At 63.9% G+C, this 18,187-nt stretch carries 15 protein-coding genes; 2 read left to right on the forward strand and 13 right to left on the reverse strand.

Annotated features, from left to right (window positions below; genetic code table 11):
• Positions 1–93: 93 nt before the first annotated feature.
• From Q6A47_RS07835 to Q6A47_RS07850, 4 genes are all read right to left on the reverse strand, one after another.
• Positions 94–2,940, reverse strand: coding sequence for a valine--tRNA ligase (locus Q6A47_RS07835; RefSeq protein ID WP_304483841.1), 2,847 nt, complete (start codon positions 2,938–2,940; stop codon positions 94–96).
• Positions 2,941–3,078: 138 nt separating this feature from the next.
• Complete coding sequence (locus Q6A47_RS07840; RefSeq protein ID WP_304483843.1) at positions 3,079–3,441, reverse strand: DNA polymerase III subunit chi; 363 nt, start codon at positions 3,439–3,441, stop codon at positions 3,079–3,081.
• A 5-nt stretch (positions 3,442–3,446) separates the two neighbouring features.
• Positions 3,447–3,875, reverse strand: a complete 429-nt coding sequence (locus tag Q6A47_RS07845) for a DNA polymerase III subunit chi (protein ID WP_304483844.1) — start codon at positions 3,873–3,875, stop codon at positions 3,447–3,449.
• Between the two features lie 54 nt (positions 3,876–3,929).
• Entirely contained in the window at positions 3,930–5,423 is a 1,494-nt protein-coding gene (locus Q6A47_RS07850; RefSeq protein WP_304483845.1) for a leucyl aminopeptidase, read from the reverse strand.
• Positions 5,424–5,757: 334 nt separating this feature from the next.
• Here Q6A47_RS07850 and lptF point away from each other — a divergent pair, with 334 nt between their 5' ends.
• Together lptF and lptG are read left to right on the forward strand one after the other, a co-directional pair.
• Positions 5,758–6,873, forward strand: coding sequence for an LPS export ABC transporter permease LptF (lptF, locus tag Q6A47_RS07855; protein WP_029613581.1), 1,116 nt, complete (start codon positions 5,758–5,760; stop codon positions 6,871–6,873).
• Entirely contained in the window at positions 6,866–7,927 is a 1,062-nt protein-coding gene (gene lptG, locus Q6A47_RS07860; protein ID WP_304483846.1) for an LPS export ABC transporter permease LptG, read from the forward strand. Before lptF ends, lptG begins: the two co-directional genes overlap by 8 nt.
• A gap of 283 nt (positions 7,928–8,210) precedes the next feature.
• Here lptG and Q6A47_RS07865 read toward each other — a convergent pair whose 3' ends face one another.
• The 9 genes from Q6A47_RS07865 to Q6A47_RS07905 all read right to left on the reverse strand — a co-directional run bounded on the left by Q6A47_RS07865 (position 8,211) and on the right by Q6A47_RS07905 (position 18,139).
• Entirely contained in the window at positions 8,211–8,699 is a 489-nt protein-coding gene (locus Q6A47_RS07865; RefSeq protein ID WP_304483848.1) for an RDD family protein, read from the reverse strand.
• A gap of 89 nt (positions 8,700–8,788) precedes the next feature.
• On the reverse strand, positions 8,789–9,001 hold the full coding sequence (locus tag Q6A47_RS07870; RefSeq protein WP_029613578.1) for a cold-shock protein: 213 nt from the start codon (positions 8,999–9,001) through the stop codon (positions 8,789–8,791).
• 344 nt (positions 9,002–9,345) lie between these two features.
• Positions 9,346–10,467: a glycine cleavage system aminomethyltransferase GcvT gene (gene gcvT / locus Q6A47_RS07875; RefSeq protein WP_304483849.1), complete on the reverse strand. Its 1,122-nt coding sequence runs from the start codon at positions 10,465–10,467 to the stop codon at positions 9,346–9,348.
• Between the two features lie 91 nt (positions 10,468–10,558).
• A complete protein-coding gene (gene gcvP, locus Q6A47_RS07880; protein ID WP_304483851.1) occupies positions 10,559–13,414 on the reverse strand; it encodes an aminomethyl-transferring glycine dehydrogenase in 2,856 nt (951 codons plus the stop codon).
• An 11-nt stretch (positions 13,415–13,425) separates the two neighbouring features.
• A complete protein-coding gene (gene gcvH / locus Q6A47_RS07885; protein ID WP_039575662.1) occupies positions 13,426–13,809 on the reverse strand; it encodes a glycine cleavage system protein GcvH in 384 nt (127 codons plus the stop codon).
• Positions 13,810–14,089: 280 nt separating this feature from the next.
• Entirely contained in the window at positions 14,090–15,598 is a 1,509-nt protein-coding gene (gene gcsR / locus Q6A47_RS07890; RefSeq protein WP_039575665.1) for a transcriptional regulator GcsR, read from the reverse strand.
• A gap of 88 nt (positions 15,599–15,686) precedes the next feature.
• Entirely contained in the window at positions 15,687–16,055 is a 369-nt protein-coding gene (locus tag Q6A47_RS07895; RefSeq protein WP_029613575.1) for a DUF5064 family protein, read from the reverse strand.
• A 55-nt stretch (positions 16,056–16,110) separates the two neighbouring features.
• Positions 16,111–17,040 carry a carbamate kinase gene (gene arcC, locus Q6A47_RS07900; RefSeq protein WP_295484273.1) on the reverse strand — a complete coding sequence of 310 codons (930 nt, stop codon included), beginning with the start codon at positions 17,038–17,040 and terminating at the stop codon, positions 16,111–16,113.
• 88 nt (positions 17,041–17,128) lie between these two features.
• A complete protein-coding gene (locus Q6A47_RS07905; protein ID WP_304483853.1) occupies positions 17,129–18,139 on the reverse strand; it encodes an ornithine carbamoyltransferase in 1,011 nt (336 codons plus the stop codon).
• Positions 18,140–18,187 lie beyond the last annotated feature (48 nt).

The following is an 18,187-nucleotide window of genomic DNA, read 5'->3' on the forward strand; positions in this document are numbered from 1 at the left end:
TCGCGGCGAGGCCGCTCCGGCAAGCGCCTAGTGGCGTGCAGGAGCGGCCTCGTGCCGCGACAGGGCCGCCAAGCGGCCCCAACGGTGTGTTGATTACAGCGCAGCGATCCGCGCGTGTTGCTCGGTGAAGTTGGCCAGTGCCTGTTCGGACTCAGCCAGCTTGGCGCGCTCCTTCTCGATCACCGCCGGCGGTGCCTTGTCGACGAAGGCGGCGTTGGACAGCTTGCCGCCGACCCGCTGGACTTCGCCCTGCAGGCGCTGGATTTCCTTATTCAGGCGGGCCAGCTCGGCATCCTTGTCGATCAGGCCAGCCATGGGCACCAGCACCTGCAGATCGCCTACCAGGGCGGTCGCCGACAGCGGCGCTTCGTCCTGCTCGGTGAGCACGGTGAAGGACTCGACCTTGGCCAGCTTCTTGAGCAGGGCTTCGTTGTCCTGCAGGCGACGCTGGTCGTCGGCGTTGGCGTTCTTCAGGAACAGCGGCAGCGGCTTGCCTGGGCCAATGTTCATTTCGGCGCGAATGTTGCGCAGGCCCACCATCAATTCTTTGAGCCACTCGATATCGCCCTCTGCGACCGTATCGATGCGGCTTTCGTTGGCCACAGGCCACGACTGCAGCATGATGGTCTTGCCCTGAACACCGGCCAGCGGCGCGATGCGCTGCCAGATTTCTTCGGTGATGAAGGGCATGAACGGATGGGCCAGGCGCAGCACCACTTCCAGCACGCGCACCAGCGTGCGACGCGTGCCGCGAGCACGCTCGATTGGCGCGTTCTCGTCCCACAGCACCGGCTTGGACAGCTCCAGGTACCAGTCGCAGTACTGGTTCCAGACGAACTCGTAGAGCGCCTGGCTGGCCAGGTCGAAACGGAACTGCTCGAGCTGGCGGGTCACCTCGGCTTCGGTGCGTTGCAACTGCGAGATGATCCAGCGATCGGCCAGCGACAGCTCACAGGCTTCGCCGTTCTGGCCGCAATCTTCGCCCTTGTCCAGCACGTAGCGGGCGGCGTTCCAGATCTTGTTGCAGAAGTTGCGATAGCCTTCGACACGGCCCATGTCGAACTTGATGTCGCGACCGGTGGAGGCCAGGGAGCAGAAGGTGAAGCGCAGGGCGTCGGTGCCGTAGCTGGCGATGCCCTCGGGGAATTCGGCCTTGGTCTGCTTGGCGATCTTCTCGGCCAGCTTGGGCTGCATCATGCCGCTGGTGCGTTTCTCCAGCAGCGCCTCGAGGGTGATGCCGTCGACGATGTCCAGCGGGTCGAGCACGTTGCCCTTGGACTTGGACATTTTCTGTCCCTGACCGTCACGCACCAAGCCGTGCACGTACACGGTCTTGAACGGCACCTGCGGGGTGCCGTCTTCGTTCTTGATCAGGTGCATGGTCAGCATGATCATCCGGGCGACCCAGAAGAAGATGATGTCGAAGCCTGTGACCAGCACGTCGGTGGAGTGGAATTTCTTCAGGAACTCGGTCTGTTCCGGCCAGCCCAGGGTGGAGAAGGTCCACAGCCCCGAGCTGAACCAGGTGTCCAGGACATCGTCGTCCTGGCGCAGGGTCACGTCGGCACCCAGGTTGTGCTTGCTGCGCACTTCCTGTTCGTTGCGCCCGACATACACCTGGCCAGCTTCGTCATACCAGGCTGGGATGCGGTGGCCCCACCACAGCTGACGGCTGATGCACCAGTCCTGGATGTCGCGCATCCAGGAGAAGTACATGTTCTCGTACTGCTTGGGCACGAACTGGATCCGGCCATCCTCCACGGCAGCGATGGCAGGCTCGGCCAGGGGCTTGGTGGAGACGTACCACTGGTCGGTCAGCCAAGGTTCGATGATGGTGCCGGAGCGGTCGCCCTTGGGCACCTTCAAGGCGTGGTCGTCGACACTCACCAGCAGGCCCTGGGCATCCAGATCAGCCACCATCTGCTTGCGCGCGACGAAACGGTCGAGCCCGGCGTACTGGGCCGGCAGGGACGTATCGACGCCCTCGTTGACGCTGCCATCGAGGTTGAAGGCCTGCACGGCGGCGAGCACGCTGGCGTTCTTGTCGAAGATGTTCAGCAGCGGCAGGTCGTGGCGCTTGCCGACTTCGTAGTCGTTGAAATCGTGGGCTGGGGTGATCTTCACGCAGCCGGTGCCGAATTCAGGGTCGCAGTAATCGTCAGCGATGATCGGGATACGGCGACCGACCAGCGGCAGCTCGACGAATTGGCCGATCAGGGCCTGGTAGCGCTCATCGTTCGGATTGACCGCAACGGCGACGTCGCCCAGCAGGGTTTCCGGACGGGTGGTGGCCACCACCAGGTGGTCCTTGCCTTCGGCCGTGGTGGCGCCATCGGCCAGCGGGTAGCGCAGGTTCCACAGATGGCCCTTTTCGTCGTGGCTTTCCACTTCGAGGTCGGAAATGGCGGTGTGCAGCTTGGTGTCCCAGTTGACCAGGCGCTTGCCGCGGTAGATCAGACCGTCTTCATGCAGGCGCACGAACGCTTCTTTCACTGCTTCGGACAGGCCGTCGTCCATGGTGAAGCGCTCACGGCTCCAATCGACCGACGAACCCAGGCGACGAATCTGACGGCTGATGTTGCCGCCGGACTGGTCTTTCCACTCCCAGACTTTTTCCAGGAACTGCTCGCGGCCCAAGTCGTGACGATTCTGGCCTTTGGCTTCGAGCTGGCGTTCGACGAGCATCTGCGTCGCGATGCCGGCATGGTCGGTGCCCGGCTGCCACAGGGTGTCGCGGCCCTGCATGCGGCGGAAGCGAATCAGGGCGTCCATGATCGCGTTGTTGAAGCCGTGGCCCATGTGCAGGCTGCCGGTGACGTTCGGCGGCGGGATCATGATGGTGTAGGACTCGCCTGCACCTTGCGGAGCGAAATAGTTTTCCGACTCCCAGGTGTTGTACCAGGAAGTTTCGATGGCGTGCGGCTGGTAGGTCTTATCCATGCGCGGCGGGACCCTTAGGCATTAATTCGGGAAAGCCGGGAAGTATAACCAAGCTGCGAGCTGCAAGCGACAAGGAGGGCGCGCGTCAGGCTCATCGAAGCTGGACCACGATGAGCGCAACGCGCAGCGCGCAGCGGCTTACTCCGAACGCTTGATCAGGCGTTCCATGCGCGCCTCGAGGCGACGCTTGATTTCGGCTTCGATGTGCGGGGTGTAGTCGTTGATCACGTCTTGCATGATCGATTGCGCGGCGGCGCGCAACTCGGCGTCCAGGTGCAACAGGGTGTCCTGGCGGCGGGTTTGCGAGTCTTCGGCTGGCGCCGGTGCCGGTTCGGCGCTTGTCTCGGAAACGGGCAACGGCTCGTCGAGGTGCAGGGGCATCTGCTCGACGGTTTCGGTGAGCAGCGGCGGCTGCAGGTCGGCGTCGCCCAACAGCTGGCGAATCGACTCGAGGTCGTCGAGCAGGTGGGCGGATGGGTTCTGGGAAGTGGGTTTGTCCATCGTCGTCAAAGTCGCTGTAAGCGGTGATCTTGCAGAGCATAGCCCTGTTCACGGTAGAAACGGAATCGGTCTCGGGCCGACTGGCGGATGGCTGCGTCCTCGACGACGATTTCCGCCACCCGCTCGAACTGGCCGACGAAGGCCGGCACACTGGCGCCGAGGTTGATCAACAGGTCGCGATGTTCGCCCGCACTGGCGTCGATGCCCAAGGCCACCTGGGCTTCAGAGTGCTGCTCGGCCAGGTCGTGGGGGACGAACGCCTCGCCCCTGAAGCGCCACAGGCGTTCGTCCAGATCCACGCGCTGCGCCTCGTCCTGGCAATGCAGGTAGACCCGATGGCCCAGGCGCCAAGCCTTCTCGCACAGCTTGCAGGCGAAGTCCAGGCGCGCCGACAGCGAGTCGGTGGGCAGAATGTAGAAGTCGACTTTGCTCATGGTCGGTCAGGTCGTCAGCGACGAGGCGACGGCAACGCCATCGCCTCGCTGCCATCAAACGCCCGCGCGGTCCAGCAAGTACTGGGTCAGCAGGGGCACCGGACGCCCGGTGGCGCCTTTGTCCTTGCCGCCGCTGGTCCAGGCGGTGCCGGCGATGTCCAGGTGCGCCCAGCTGTAGTTCTTGGCGAAGCGCGACAGGAAGCAGCCGGCGGTGATGCTGCCCGCCTTCGGGCCGCCGATGTTGGCGATGTCGGCGAACGGGCTGTCCAGTTGTTCCTGGTATTCCTCGAACAGCGGCAGTTGCCAGGCGCGGTCGTCGGCGCGCTTGCCGGCGTCGAGCAGTTGACCGACCAGATCGTCGTTGTTACCCATCAGGCCGGAGGTGTGGCTGCCCAGGGCGACGATGCAGGCACCGGTGAGGGTGGCGATATCGATCACGGCCTGCGGCTTGAAGCGCTCGGCGTAGGTCAGGGTATCGCACAGCACCAGACGGCCCTCGGCATCGGTGTTGAGGATTTCCACGGTCTGCCCGCTCATGGTGGTGACGATGTCGCCAGGTCGGGTCGCGCCGCCACTGGGCATGTTCTCGGCGCAGGCCAGCAGGCACACCAGGTTGATCGGCAGTTGCAGTTCGAGCACCGCGCGCAGGGTGCCGAACACGCTGGCCGCACCACCCATGTCGTATTTCATTTCATCCATGCCGGCGCCCGGCTTGAGGCTGATGCCGCCGGTGTCGAAGGTGATGCCCTTGCCGACCAGCACGAACGGCTTGTCGGTCTTCTTGGCGCCCTGGTACTGCATGACGATCAGTCGTGGCGGCTGATCGCTGCCCTGGCCGACGGCGTAGAACGCGCCCATGCCCAGGTCCTTGATCTTCTTCTCGTCGAGCACTTCGACCTTCAGGCCCTTGTGCGCCTTGCCCAGATCCTTGGCCTGCTCGGCGAGGAAGCTGGGGTGGCAGATGTTCGGTGGCAGGTTGCCCAGGTCGCGGGTCAGCGCCATGCCGCTGGTGATGGCGGTGGCGTGCTTGACCGCGCGCTCGACCTCGGACAGGCCGGCCTTGTCGGCCAGCAGGGTGACCTTCTTCAGGGCGCGCGGCTCGGCTTTCTGGCTCTTGAAACGGTCGAACACGTAGGTGCCGTCGAGCAGGGTTTCTGCCAGCAGGCGGTATTTGCCGTAATGACCGTCACGATTGGTCACGGCGATGTCGTCCAAGGCCAGCACGGCGTCGGTGCCGGCCAGGTTGCGCAGAGCCCCGGCGACGCTGGCGACCAGCTTGCGCCAGGTGCGGTCGCCCAAAGCCTCTTCCTTGCCGCAGCCGACCAGCAGTACGCGCTCGGCCTTGAGGCCCGGCAGGTTGTGCAGCAACAGGGTCTGACCCGGCTTGCCGACCAGATCGCCGCGCTTGAGGATGGCTGCCAGGGCGCCTTCTGTCGCCAGGTCGATGGCCTTGGCGACGGCGCCAAGCTGACGGCCTTCACCGACCGGAACGACCAGAGTGGCGGTTTTCACGGATGCTGCGGCTACGGTCTTTACAACCAGTTGCATGTGAGGGTCCCCGAATGATCTGTAGAGTGGCGACGGCCGCGCAAGCGACGCGCCCGGCCTGGCGGCGCTGTCGCGGGCCAGTGGAAAAGCTGCCAGTTTGAGCCTGCCGGCGCCTCGCTGACAACCCCGGAGCCCGCTTTTGCAGGGGGGCGTCCGGCTTTCGCCAGTCAGGACATTCGCTGTGATGCGCCGCCAAGTGACAGGCGCCCCCAATCACAGGATAATGCGCGCACTTTTGAATGGAGGTTCGCTGCTGGCGAACCGGCGCGGGTCCTGACTGTCCTTTCAGTCAGTGTCCTGGCAATCCGCCCCTGACAACCCAGGAGTGTCTGGTTTGATCGTCTTTCGTTATCTGTCCCGCGAGGTCCTGGTCACCTTGAGCGCCGTCAGCGCCGTGCTGTTGGTGATCATCATGAGCGGGCGCTTCATCAAGTACCTGGCCCAGGCGGCCCAGGGTGCACTCGATCCGGGTGTGCTGTTCCTGATCATGGGCTTCCGCCTGCCGGGCTTTCTGCAGCTGATCCTGCCGCTTGGGTTGTTCCTCGGCATCCTGCTGGCCTATGGCCGGCTCTACCTGGAAAGCGAGATGACCGTGCTTTCGGCCACCGGCATGAGCCAGCAGCGCCTGTTGGCGCTGACCATGGCGCCGGCTGCGCTGGTCGCGCTGTTGGTGGCGTGGCTGAGTCTGAGCCTGGCGCCGTTGGGCGTCGCCCAGGTGCAGAAGATCGTGGCCCAGCAAGATGCCTTGACCGAGTTCGATACCCTGGTGCCCGGTCGCTTCCAGAGCCTGCGTGACGGCACCCGTGTCACCTATGCCGAAACGATGTCCGACGATCGGGTCAATCTCGGTGGCGTGTTCATCTCCGAGAAGCGCTTCAATCAAGACAAGACCAAGGACCGTGCGCCTTCGGTACTGGTCGCCGAAAAGGGCCATCAGGAAGTCCAGGCCGACGGCAACCGCTACCTGATCCTGGAAAACGGCTATCGCTACGATGGCAACCCAGGCGAGGCCGGTTATCGTGCGATCAAGTACGAGACCTACGGTGTGCAATTGCCCAAGCCGGAAGTCAGCCAGGAGGTCACCGAGCGCGAAGCCATCCCGACCTCCGACCTGATCGGGCACGACGGTCTGCGCGAGCGCGCCGAGCTGCAATGGCGGCTGTCGCTGCCGCTGCTGGTCTTCATCGTGACGCTGCTGGCGGTGCCGCTGGCCAGGGTCAATCCACGCCAGGGTCGCTTCCTCAAGCTGCTGCCGGCGATTCTTCTGTACATGGCCTACCTGACGATGCTGATTTCCGTTCGCGGTGCCCTGGAGAAAGGCAAGCTGCCGATTTCCCTTGGCTTCTGGTGGGTACACACGCTGTTCCTGCTCATCGGTCTTGCGCTGATGTACTGGGAGCCGCTGCGCTTGAAGATGGCCTCGCGCCGTGCGGGGGTGAGCCGTGGTTAAACTCGACCGCTACATTGGCAAGAGCGTACTGCTGGCCATTCTCGCCGTGCTGGGGATCATCCTCGGCCTGGCCTCGCTGTTCGCCTTCATCGACGAGATGGGTGACCTGAGCGACACCTACAGCCTGCTCGATGCCAGCAGCTATGTGCTGCTCACCGCGCCGCGCCGCCTCTACGACATGCTGCCGATGGCCGCACTGATCGGTTGCCTGATTGGCCTGGGCAGCCTGGCCAGCAGCAGCGAATTGACCATCATGCGTGCCGCTGGCGTGTCCATCGGCCGCATCGTCTGGGCGGTGATGAAGCCGATGCTGGTGCTGATGCTGGTCGGCCTGTTGATTGGCGAATACGTCGCCCCGGTCACCGAGAACAAGGCCCAGGCCGAGCGTTCGTTGGCCCAGGGCGGTGGCGAGGCGCAGAGCTCCAAGCGAGGCATGTGGCACCGCCAGGGCGACGAGTTCGTGCACATCAACTCGGTGCAGCCCAACGGCCTGCTGCTGGGCGTGACTCGCTACCGTTTCGACGACGAGCGCAAGATTCTCAGTTCCAGCTTCGCCCGTCGCGCCTTTTACAAGGATGAGCGCTGGGTGCTGCATGACGTCAACACCACGTTCTTCAAGGGCGATCACACCGAAGTGGTGCAGGTGCCGGAAGAACTCTGGGATGTTTCGGTGACGCCGGAACTGCTCAATACCGTGGTGCTGCCGCCCGAATCGCTGTCGATGACTGGGCTGTGGGAGTACATCCATTACCTGGCCGATCAGGGTCTCAACAATGCCCGCTACTGGCTGGCGTTCTGGAGCAAGATTCTGCAGCCGGTGGTGACCGCCGCATTGGTGCTGATGGCGATCTCCTTCATCTTCGGTCCGCTGCGCTCGGTGACCTTGGGTCAGCGCGTGTTCACCGGGGTGCTGGTGGGCTTCGTGTTCCGCATCGCCCAGGATTTGCTCGGTCCCTCGAGCCAGGTATTCGGCTTCCCGCCGTTGCTGGCGGTGGTGATACCGGCAGGGGTCTGCGCCCTTGCAGGGGTATGGCTGCTACGAAGGGCGGGATGAGCCTAGCCTTGGCGTAAATGAAAAAGCCGACCCTAGGGTCTAATGCTGTTCACTTAATATCTGTATTGCTGGAATTAGGGCTGCTGCGCAGCCCATCGCGACGCAAGGCCGCTCCCACAGGGTCCGTACAGCCCCATGTTTCAGGGTTTGCGCGGACTTTGTGGGAGCGGCCTTGTGCCGCGAAAGGGCCGCGAAGCGGACCCAGCATTCTTTAAGTGAACAGCATTACGACCCTAGGGTCGGCTATTTGCTGGCCGCTGCGCAGAGCCTAGGCTGGCCGCAGTCATTTCTTCGATTTTGGTACGCGTACCAGCCGGGTTTCGGAGTAGATGTCATGCCAACTGCGTTTGTGCTTGTCGATCAGCGACCAGATAAAGCCCAGGCCCAGGCACAGCCAGGACGCGATCGAGACCACGAAGCGCAGTAGAGCCTGCCACAATGTGATGGCGCTGCCGTCGGCATTCTGTACGCGCACTCCCCAGACCTGCATGCCCAGCGTCTGGCCGCCGTGGGTCCAGAACTTGGCGAAGAAGCCGAACAGTGCGAACAGCAGTACCGTGGACAGCAGCGGGTCGCCATCCAGCGCGCCCGCCTCGGTGAGCGATCGCATGCGAGCCTCGCCGATGATCGACATCTGGATCAGCTTGTAGACGCCCGCCGTCACGATCAGCAGGGCCGTGCAGAGCAGGAAGTCGTAGAACATCGCTGCCAGGCGTCGGCCAAGGCCGACAGGCGGGAATTCACCCTGTGGATTGAGCAAGGGCTTGGTCATGCACAGTGGCTCCGAAAGACGAAGCCGCCATTCTACGGTTAAAAAAAAGCCCCTGCACTTGGCAGGGGCTTTTTCGAAGCCGGATCGGCTTACTCTGCAACCTGAACCTTGTCAGCTTGCATGCCTTTCTGGCCTTGCACGGCTTCGAAGGTGACCTTCTGGCCTTCTTTCAGGCTCTTGAAGCCATTGCCTTCGATCGCGCGGAAGTGAACGAACAGATCCGCACCGCTTTCGGGGGTAATGAAGCCGTAACCTTTCTCGTCATTGAACCACTTGACGGTACCGTTCTGACGCTCAGCCATTTTCTTGCTTCCTATGAATCTTTAGATAGTGATTTCAGTTTCTTTCGTTTTGGAAGGACGAAAGAGTACTGGGCTGGGTTGCAGGAAAGTAAGAGACGTCAGACGGGTTGTAGCAAAATTCGGCTACTGGCCCAGGTCACGAACTGTTGCGACCCATGCAAACACAGTGAGCCGACTCTACGCCAACTCTCGCGACAAAAACAAGCCCCGAATCGCCTCCAGATCAGGCTTTTGCCGATTACCGACACAATGGTCGCAAACAGCATGGCGCCTGGGCTGGCGCCATGTTCGAAAGTTATTAAATGGGTTCGCAATCGAATAAGCGAGCGCTTAATGAATTACCTTCAACCTCGGTAGTAACGCGGTACAACGAAAGGCATTTTGCTGACCCTCAAGGCAACTTGTTTGCCCCGCACCACGGCGAACAGCGGCGTTTCCAATGCACTGTGTTCGCTATCGACATACCCCATCGCCACAGGGGCATTCAATGTCGGTCCGAAGCCGCCACTGGACACCCTTCCGACCGTCTTGCCGGTGCCATCGACGATGTCGGCACCTTCTCGAACCGGCGTGCGCTCCTGTGGCAGCAGGCCGACGCGCTTGCGGGCCACGCCCTCACGCTGCTGCTCGAACACCCGCTCAGCGCCTGGGAAACCGCCCGCACGCGCGCCGTCGGCGCGACGGGCCTTGGACACGGCCCACCACAAGCTGGCTTGCACTGCGCTGGTGTCAGGGTCCATGTCGTGTCCATACAGGCACAGCCCGGCTTCCAGGCGCAGCGAGTCGCGGGCGCCGAGGCCGATCGGCTGCACTTCGGGTTCGGCCAGCAGGCGCCGCGCCAAGGCTTCGGCGTGCTCCGTGGGTACCGAGATCTCGTAGCCGTCTTCGCCGGTGTAGCCAGAGCGACTGATCAGGCAATCCGCCTCGAGCAGCGTCACGCGCCGCACCTGCATGAAGGTCATCTGCGCCACTTCAGGTGCCAGGCGCTGCAGCACCGAGGCCGCTGCCGGGCCTTGCAGTGCCAGCAGGGCGCGCGTCTCGAACAGCGGTTGCACCTCGCAACGGGCGCCCAGATGCTCGCGCAGATGGGCCAGGTCCTGCTCCTTGCAGGCGGCGTTGACCACCAGAAAGAGCGTGTCGTCGCCGAGATTGGCGACCATCAGGTCATCGAGGATGCCGCCCTGTTCGTCGGTGAACAGCGCATAGCGCTGGGTGCCGACCGGCAGGTCGACGATGTCCACTGGCACCAGGCCTTCCAGGGCGGTCGCCGCTTCAGGCCCGTGCAGCAGGATCTGGCCCATGTGCGAGACGTCGAACAATCCCGCCTGGCTGCGGGTGTGCAGGTGTTCCTTGAGTACGCCCAGCGGGTACTGCACGGGCATGTCGTAGCCGGCGAACGGCACCATGCGTGCGCCCAGTTCCAGGTGAAGGGCGTGCAGCGGGGTCTTGAGCAGTGTGGCGGACATCGATGACTCCTTGGAATGTGGTCCAGCCCTGCGCGCGAGCGGCAAGTGGCATTCGCGCGCAGGCCTTGCTGAAGCGGCGACGTTCGCGGCCTCAGACGTCCTGATAGCTTTCGATCGACGGGCAGGCGCAGACCAGGTTGCGGTCGCCGTACACGTTGTCGACGCGACCCACCGGCGGCCAGTACTTGTTGTCCATCAGGCTGGCCACCGGATACACCGCTTGCTCGCGGCTGTAGCCGTGTGCCCAGTCCCCGACCAACTCGGCTGCGGTGTGCGGGGCGTTCTTCAGCGGGTTGTCGTCCCTGTCCAGGCTGCCGTTCTCTACCGCGCGAATCTCTTCGCGGATCTGGATCATCGCTTCGCAGAAGCGGTCCAGTTCCTGGCGCGACTCGCTTTCGGTCGGCTCGATCATCAGCGTGCCGGCCACCGGGAAGGACATGGTCGGGGCATGGAAACCGAAGTCGATCAGGCGCTTGGCCACATCATCGACGCTGATGCCGCTGGCGTCCTTGAGCGGGCGCAGGTCGAGGATGCATTCGTGGGCCACCAGGCCATTGCTGCCGCTGTACAGCACCGGATAGTGCTCTTCCAGGCGGCGGGCGATGTAGTTGGCGTTGAGAATGGCCATCTGCGAAGCGCGCTTGAGCCCAGCCCCGCCCATCATGCGGATGTACATCCAGGTGATGGGCAGGATGCTGGCGCTGCCGAACGGTGCAGCGCAGACCGCCCCAGTGGTGTTCTCCAGCGCCGCATGGCCGGGCAGGAACGGTGCCAGGTGGGATTTGACGCCGATCGGCCCGACGCCCGGCCCGCCACCGCCGTGGGGGATGCAGAAGGTCTTGTGCAGGTTCAGGTGCGAGACATCGCCGCCGAACTTGCCTGGGGCGCACAGCCCGACCATGGCATTCATGTTGGCGCCATCGATGTACACCTGGCCACCGTTGTCGTGGATCAGCGCGCAGATCTCACCGATGGCTTCTTCGAACACGCCGTGGGTCGACGGGTAGGTGATCATCAGGGCGGCGAGGTGCTCGCGGTGCTGGCTGGCCTTGGCCCGCAGATCGTCGACATCGACGTTGCCGCGCGCGTCGCAGGCAGTCACCACCACGCGCATGCCGGCCATGTGGGCCGTGGCTGGGTTGGTGCCGTGGGCCGAAGAGGGGATCAGGCAGATGTCGCGGTGGCTGTCGCCGCGGCTTCGGTGATAGGCGCGGATCGCCAGCAGGCCGGCATACTCGCCTTGCGAGCCGGCATTGGGCTGTAGCGACACCGCGTCGTAGCCGGTGGCAGCGCAGAGCATGGCCTGCAATTCGTCGGTCAGTTGCTGGTAACCCTGGCTCTGGCTGGCCGGGGCGAACGGGTGCAGGTTGCCGAATTCGGCCCAGGTCACCGGCATCATTTCGCTGGCCGCGTTGAGTTTCATGGTGCACGAGCCCAGCGGGATCATGCTGCGGTCCAGGGCCAGGTCCTTGTCGGCCAGGCGGCGCAGGTAGCGCATCAATTCGGTTTCGCTGTGGTAGCGGTTGAATACCGGGTGTTCGAGGTAGCCCGAGCGGCGCAGCAGGGCCTGCGGCAGGCGCGAAACGGGGACTGCGACCAGGGCGTTGAAGTCGGGCAGGCGACCGCCCTCGGCGAACAGCCCCCACAGCGCTTCGACATCGGCTTGGGTGCTGGTTTCGTCCAGCGACAGGCCCACGTGCGTGGCGTCGATCTGGCGCAGGTTGAAGCGCTGTGCCCGGGCTTTTTCGTGAAGCGTGGCGGTGGCGGCGCCGGTGTTCAGGGTCAGGGTGTCGAAGCAGGTGCTGTTGAGCACCGGGACGCCGAGGCTGTCGAGGCCGGCAGCGAGCACGGCAGTCAGCGTGTGCGTGCGTTCGGCGATGCGCTTGAGGCCGGCGGGGCCATGATAGACGGCGTACATGCTGGCGATGTTGGCCAACAGCACCTGGGCGGTGCAGATGTTGCTGGTGGCCTTCTCGCGACGGATGTGCTGCTCGCGGGTCTGCATGGCCAGGCGCAGGGCGGTTTTGCCGAAGCGGTCGATCGACACGCCGACCAGGCGGCCCGGCATGTCGCGCTTGAATGCGTCGCGAGTGGCGAAGTACGCCGCGTGTGGACCGCCAAAGCCCAGCGGCACGCCGAAGCGCTGGGCGCTGCCGATGGCCACGTCGGCACCGAACTCGCCCGGCGGGGTGAGCAGGGTCAGGGCCAGCAGGTCGGCGGCTACCGCCACCAACGCGTTGCCGTCGTGCAGGCGTTGGACCACTTCGCGGTAGTCGAACACTGCACCATGGCTGGCCGGATACTGCAGCAGCGCACCGAAGTAGGCGCTGCTGTCCTGCAGCGCGAACTCATCGCCCACCACCACGTCGATGCCCAGCGGCTCTGCGCGGGTGCGCAGTACATCGAGGGTCTGCGGATGGCAATGCACGGAGGCGAAGAAGGCATTGCTGGCCTTGTTCTTCGACAGCCGCTTGCAGAAGGTCATGGCCTCGGCCGCAGCGGTGGCTTCATCGAGCAGCGAGGCGTTGGCGATCGGCAAACCGGTCAGGTCGCTGATCAGCGTCTGGAAGTTCAGCAGCGCCTCCAGGCGACCCTGGGAAATTTCCGGCTGATAGGGGGTGTAGGCGGTGTACCAAGCCGGGTTTTCCAGCAAGTTGCGCAGGATCGGCGCCGGCGTGTGGGTGTTGTAGTAGCCCTGGCCGATGAAGCTCTTGAACAGCACATTGCGTGCAGCGATGGTCTTGAGGGCCGCGAGCGCGTCGGCTTCGCTTTGGCCATCGGCATGACCGAGCACGCTGGTGCCCTTGATGCTTTCGGGGATGACCGCATCGGTCATGGCTTCGAGCGAATCGAAGCCCAGGGTGTGCAGCATGCCCTGTTCGTCGGCGCTATTCGGGCCGATGTGGCGGGCGATGAATTCGTTGGCGGTGCCGAGGTTGCTGGTCATGGTGGTGATCCTCAGGCGTCGGCGTTGGCGTTGAGCAGGCGGTCGTAGGCATCCTGGTCGAGCAGGGCGGCCACTTCAGCCATGTCGGCGGGGACGAAGCGGAAGAACCAGCCTTGGCCCAGTGGGTCTTCGTTGACCTGTTCTGGGCTGTCGTTGAGGTCTTCGTTGACGGCGACCACTGCGCCAGTGAGCGGCATGTACACACCGCTGGCGGCTTTGACCGATTCGACGGTGGCGGCTTCGGCACCTTTGTCGTAGTGCTGCAGCTCCGGCAGTTGCACGAAGACCACATCGCCCAAGGCGTTCTGGGCGTAGGCGGTAATGCCGACGGTGACGCTGCCGTCAGCTTCGACGCGCAGCCATTCGTGATCTTCGGTGAAACGCAACTCGCTCATGGGAAATCCTCGTAACGCAGGGGTCGATGGGCGCGGTGGTTCCGCGCTCTTGAGATGGGATTTCACCTAGCAATAATGCGGCCACTCGAATGGAAGCCCCTCAATTCAATGGGTTGGGAGCTTTTTGTGGGTGCGGGGGAGCGTGGAGATGGAATGAAAACGCTACGGCGCAAAAGTGGGAACAAAAGATCGACCAATCAAACCTTTGCAAAGACAAGCGCAACAGGGTTTGTACTGATTTCATTACGGTGTATTGAAAACAGTACGGCTGTGGTCGGCTTCAGGACTTTCCAGAGATGCCGTACTTACGCAAGCGCTGCGCAATGGCGGTATGCGAGGTATGCAGCCGCGCGGCGAGTTGGCGCGTCGAGGGGTAGCTGGCATAGAGCCGTTGCAGCAAACTGCGCTCGAAATCGCCGACGGCCTGTTCCAGGCTAGCCACTTCGCCATCCTGCCCGCGCGCGACCGACGTGCCCGCAATGTCCAGATCGCCGATGTCCACCAGGTGGCTTTCGCAAATGGCGGCGGCGCGGAAAATCACGTTCTGCAACTGGCGCACGTTGCCCGGCCAGGGGTTGGCCAGCAGCGCCTGGTGGGTGGCGGGCGCCAGGCGGCAGGGCGGGCGCTGGATCTGGGTGCAAGCCTGCTGCATGAAGTAGTGGGCCAGCATCAGGATGTCCTGCCCGCGGTCGCGCAGGGGCGGCACTTGCAGGTTGAGCACGTTCAGCCGATAGAACAGGTCTTCGCGGAAGCTGCCTTCAGCGACCATGCGCTCCAGGTCGCGGTGGGTGGCGCTGATGATGCGCACGTCGACCTTGACCTCACGGTCGCCGCCAACCCGACGGAAGCTGCCGTCACTGAGAAAGCGCAGCAACTTGGCTTGCAGGTACGGCGACATTTCGCCGATCTCGTCGAGGAACACCGTGCCTTTGTTGGCCAGCTCCATCAGACCGGGCTTGCCGCCGCGCTGGGCGCCGGTGAAGGCGCCGGGGGCATAGCCGAACAGCTCGCTCTCGGCCAGACTCTCGGGCAGCGCGGCGCAGTTGAGTGCCAGGAATGGCGCGGCCTGGCGGCTGCTCAACGCATGGCAGGCGCGGGCCACCAGTTCCTTGCCGGTGCCGGTTTCGCCATGCACCAGCAGCGGCGCATCCAAGGTCGCCACGCGCAGGCCGCGGGCTTTGAGGGTGCGGATGACCGGCGACTCACCGAGCAGTGCATCGAAGCCTTCGGCGCGGTCGTGCCGCAGCGCCGACAGGCGCTCACCCATGCGGTTCGGCGGATACAGCGTGAGCAGGCCACCGGCCTGGGTGATCGGTGTGGCGTCGAGCAGCAGGCTCTGGCCATTGAGCTGCATTTCGCGCATGGGCAGGTGGAAGTTGTTGTCCAGCAGGGCCTGGAGCAGGTTGTCGTCGCCGAACAGCTCGCCCACCGAGCGGCCGGCCGATTCGCGCCCGCACAGGGCGATCAGTGCCGGGTTGGCCAGCAGCACCTTGCCGGCGCTGTCCACGGCCAGCACCGGATCACTCATGGCCGCCAGCAGGGCGTCGAGCTGCAGGTGACGGCGCTGGCCGGGCAGAATGTCGACCACCTCCACCGCCTGCACGCCGTGGACCTCGAACAGCGCATCGTGCAGTTCTTCGAGCACGGCAGGGCTCAGGGTCGGTGCGTCGATGTAGACGTTGGGCGGAACCATTTCCACCGCATCGAGGTTGAGGTGACGGGCGCCGAGCAGGGCCAGGACTTCCTGGGTGATACCGACGCGGTCGATGAAGCTGACGTGGATGCGCATGGGGGCGAGCGGTCTTGGGACGAGAGGCAGCAGTATGCCTCGAGATGCCTGGCGCGCCCACACGAACGGTGCATGGTCGGCGCTGGGGTCACTGCAAATGTTCAGGCTTGATCGGATCGCCGGACTTCACCGCCAGCGTCTGGCGAATGTCTTCGAACATGTGGTCGTAGAGTTTGTGCGGCGAGTTCAGGCTCTCGAACTTCTTCGGCGCCGGAAGGTGTGCCTGCGCCCTGCGCGTGAGTTGCATGAGAAAGCTCGGCAGGACCTGGTCCTTGGCCAGGAAGAAACGTTCGTCCACCGGTTTGCCTTCGATGCTGCCATGCATGTGGAACTGGATGCCGTGCCCTTCCTTGGGGTCCTGGGTGGCCTCGTACTCGATGGCGAGGTCGTAGCTGTGGTCGTGGCTGTTGAGCGCGACACGCTCGATGTGCACGTGACCAGGATGGAACTGGGCCATGGGGCGTCCTCCTGTAAATCGAAAACGGCCGGTGGGGCGCACCGGCCAACTGCGTTCAACGGTAGCTGATCCCGGGCAGGCCGGTCGATATGCGTGTACCGGCGGTGCCTTTGACGATGTCCTCGATGTTCTCCAGCGAGCTGATGACTGCGACCTTGCCGGTATTGCGGGCGAACTCGCAGGCGGCTTGGACCTTGGGGCCCATGGAGCCGGCGGCGAAACCGAGCGTGTCCAGCGCGTCCGGGTGCGCCTGGGCGATGGCGGTTTGCGTCGGCTTGCCGAAGTCCACATAAGCGGCATCGACGTCGGTGGCGATGATCAACAGGTCGGCGTCGAGCTGCTCGGCCAGCAGCGCGGAACACAGGTCCTTGTCGATCACCGCCTCGATGCCCTTGAGTCGTCCATGGGCATCGTACATGGTCGGAATGCCGCCACCCCCGGCACAGATCACCAGTGTGCGCTTTTCCAGCAGCCATTTGATCGGGCGGATCTCGAAGATACGCTTGGGTTTGGGGCTGGCGACCACGCGGCGGTACTTGTCGCCATCGGCCTTGACCACCCAGCCCTTTTCCTGCGCCAGGCGCTCGGCTTCCTGCCGCTCGTAGACCGGTCCGATGAACTTGGTCGGGTCCTTGAAGGCCGGGTCGTCGGCATCGACTTCGACCTGGGTGAGCAGGGTGGCGAAGGGCACGTCGAAGTCGAGCAGGTTGCCCAATTCCTGCTCGATCATGTAGCCGATCATGCCTTCGGTCTCAGCGCCCAGCACGTCCAGCGGATAGGCCTCGTCAGGCTTGTAGGCCTGGCCCTGGAGCGACAGCAGGCCAACCTGCGGGCCGTTGCCGTGGGCGATGACCAGCTCGTTGCCCGGATGGATGCGGGCGATACGCTCGGCAGCGGTACGAATGTTGGCGCGCTGATTGTCGGCGGTCATCGGTTCGCCGCGGCGGAGCAGGGCGTTGCCGCCCAGTGCAACCACGATACGCATGGGGAATCTCCTTTGGTGAGCTACTGCGAGCCGTCAGCGTCGAGCGGCCAGTAGACGCGCGCTCTGGCGGAGGCTCGCCGCTTGACGCTCAAAGATCGGCGAGGGTCGAGACCAGGATCGCTTTGATCGTGTGCATGCGGTTCTCGGCCTGTTCGAAGGCGATGCAGGCCGGGGACTCGAACACGTCGTCGGTCACCTCGATGCCGTTGGTCAACTCCGGGTACTGCGCGGCGATCTGCTTGCCGACCTTGGTCTCGCAGTTGTGGAAGGCGGGCAGGCAGTGCATGAATTTGGTCCGCGGGTTGCCGCTGGCCTGCATCAGCGCAGCGTTGACCTGATAAGGCTTGAGCAGCGTGATGCGCTCGCCCCAGGCTTCGATCGGCTCGCCCATCGACACCCACACGTCGGTGTGGATGAAGTCCACGCCCTTGACGGCCGCGCGCGGGTCTTCGGTCAGGGTCAGGCGTGCGCCGCTTGCTTCGGCGTACTGCTTGCAGCGTTGCACCAGATCGTCGTGGGGCCAGAGGTCCTTGGGCGCGGCGATGCGCACATCCATGCCGAGCTTGGCGCCGATCAGCAGCAGCGAGTTGCCCATGTTGTTGCGCGCATCACCCAGGTAGGCATAGCTGATGTCGTGCAGCGGCTTGTCGCTGTGCTCGCGCATGGTCAGCACGTCGGCGATCATCTGCGTGGGGTGGTATTCGTCGGTCAGGCCGTTGAACACCGGCACGCCGGCGAATGTGGCCAGCTCCTCGACGATCTCCTGCTTGAAGCCGCGGTACTCGATGGCGTGGTACATGCGCCCGAGCACGCGGGCGGTGTCCTTCATGCTTTCCTTGTGGCCGATCTGCGAGGAATTCGGATCGATGTAGGTGACGTTGGCGCCTTGGTCATAGGCGGCGACCTCGAAGGCGCAGCGGGTGCGGGTGGAGGTCTTCTCGAAGATCAGCGCGATGTTGCGGCCCTTCAGGTGCTGCTGCTCGGTGCCGGTGTACTTGGCACGCTTGAGGTCGCGCGACAGGTCCAGCAGGTACTTGAGTTCGCGGGTGCTGTGGTGTTCGAGGCTGAGCAGGTTGCGGTTACGCATGTTGAACGCCATGACGGTGTCTCCTTGGGTTCGGTAGGCTCGTGTGGCCGGGAATGACGG

The sequence above is a fragment of the Pseudomonas boreofloridensis genome (genome assembly GCF_030580795.1).
GTDB lineage: Bacteria > Pseudomonadota > Gammaproteobacteria > Pseudomonadales > Pseudomonadaceae > Aquipseudomonas > Aquipseudomonas boreofloridensis.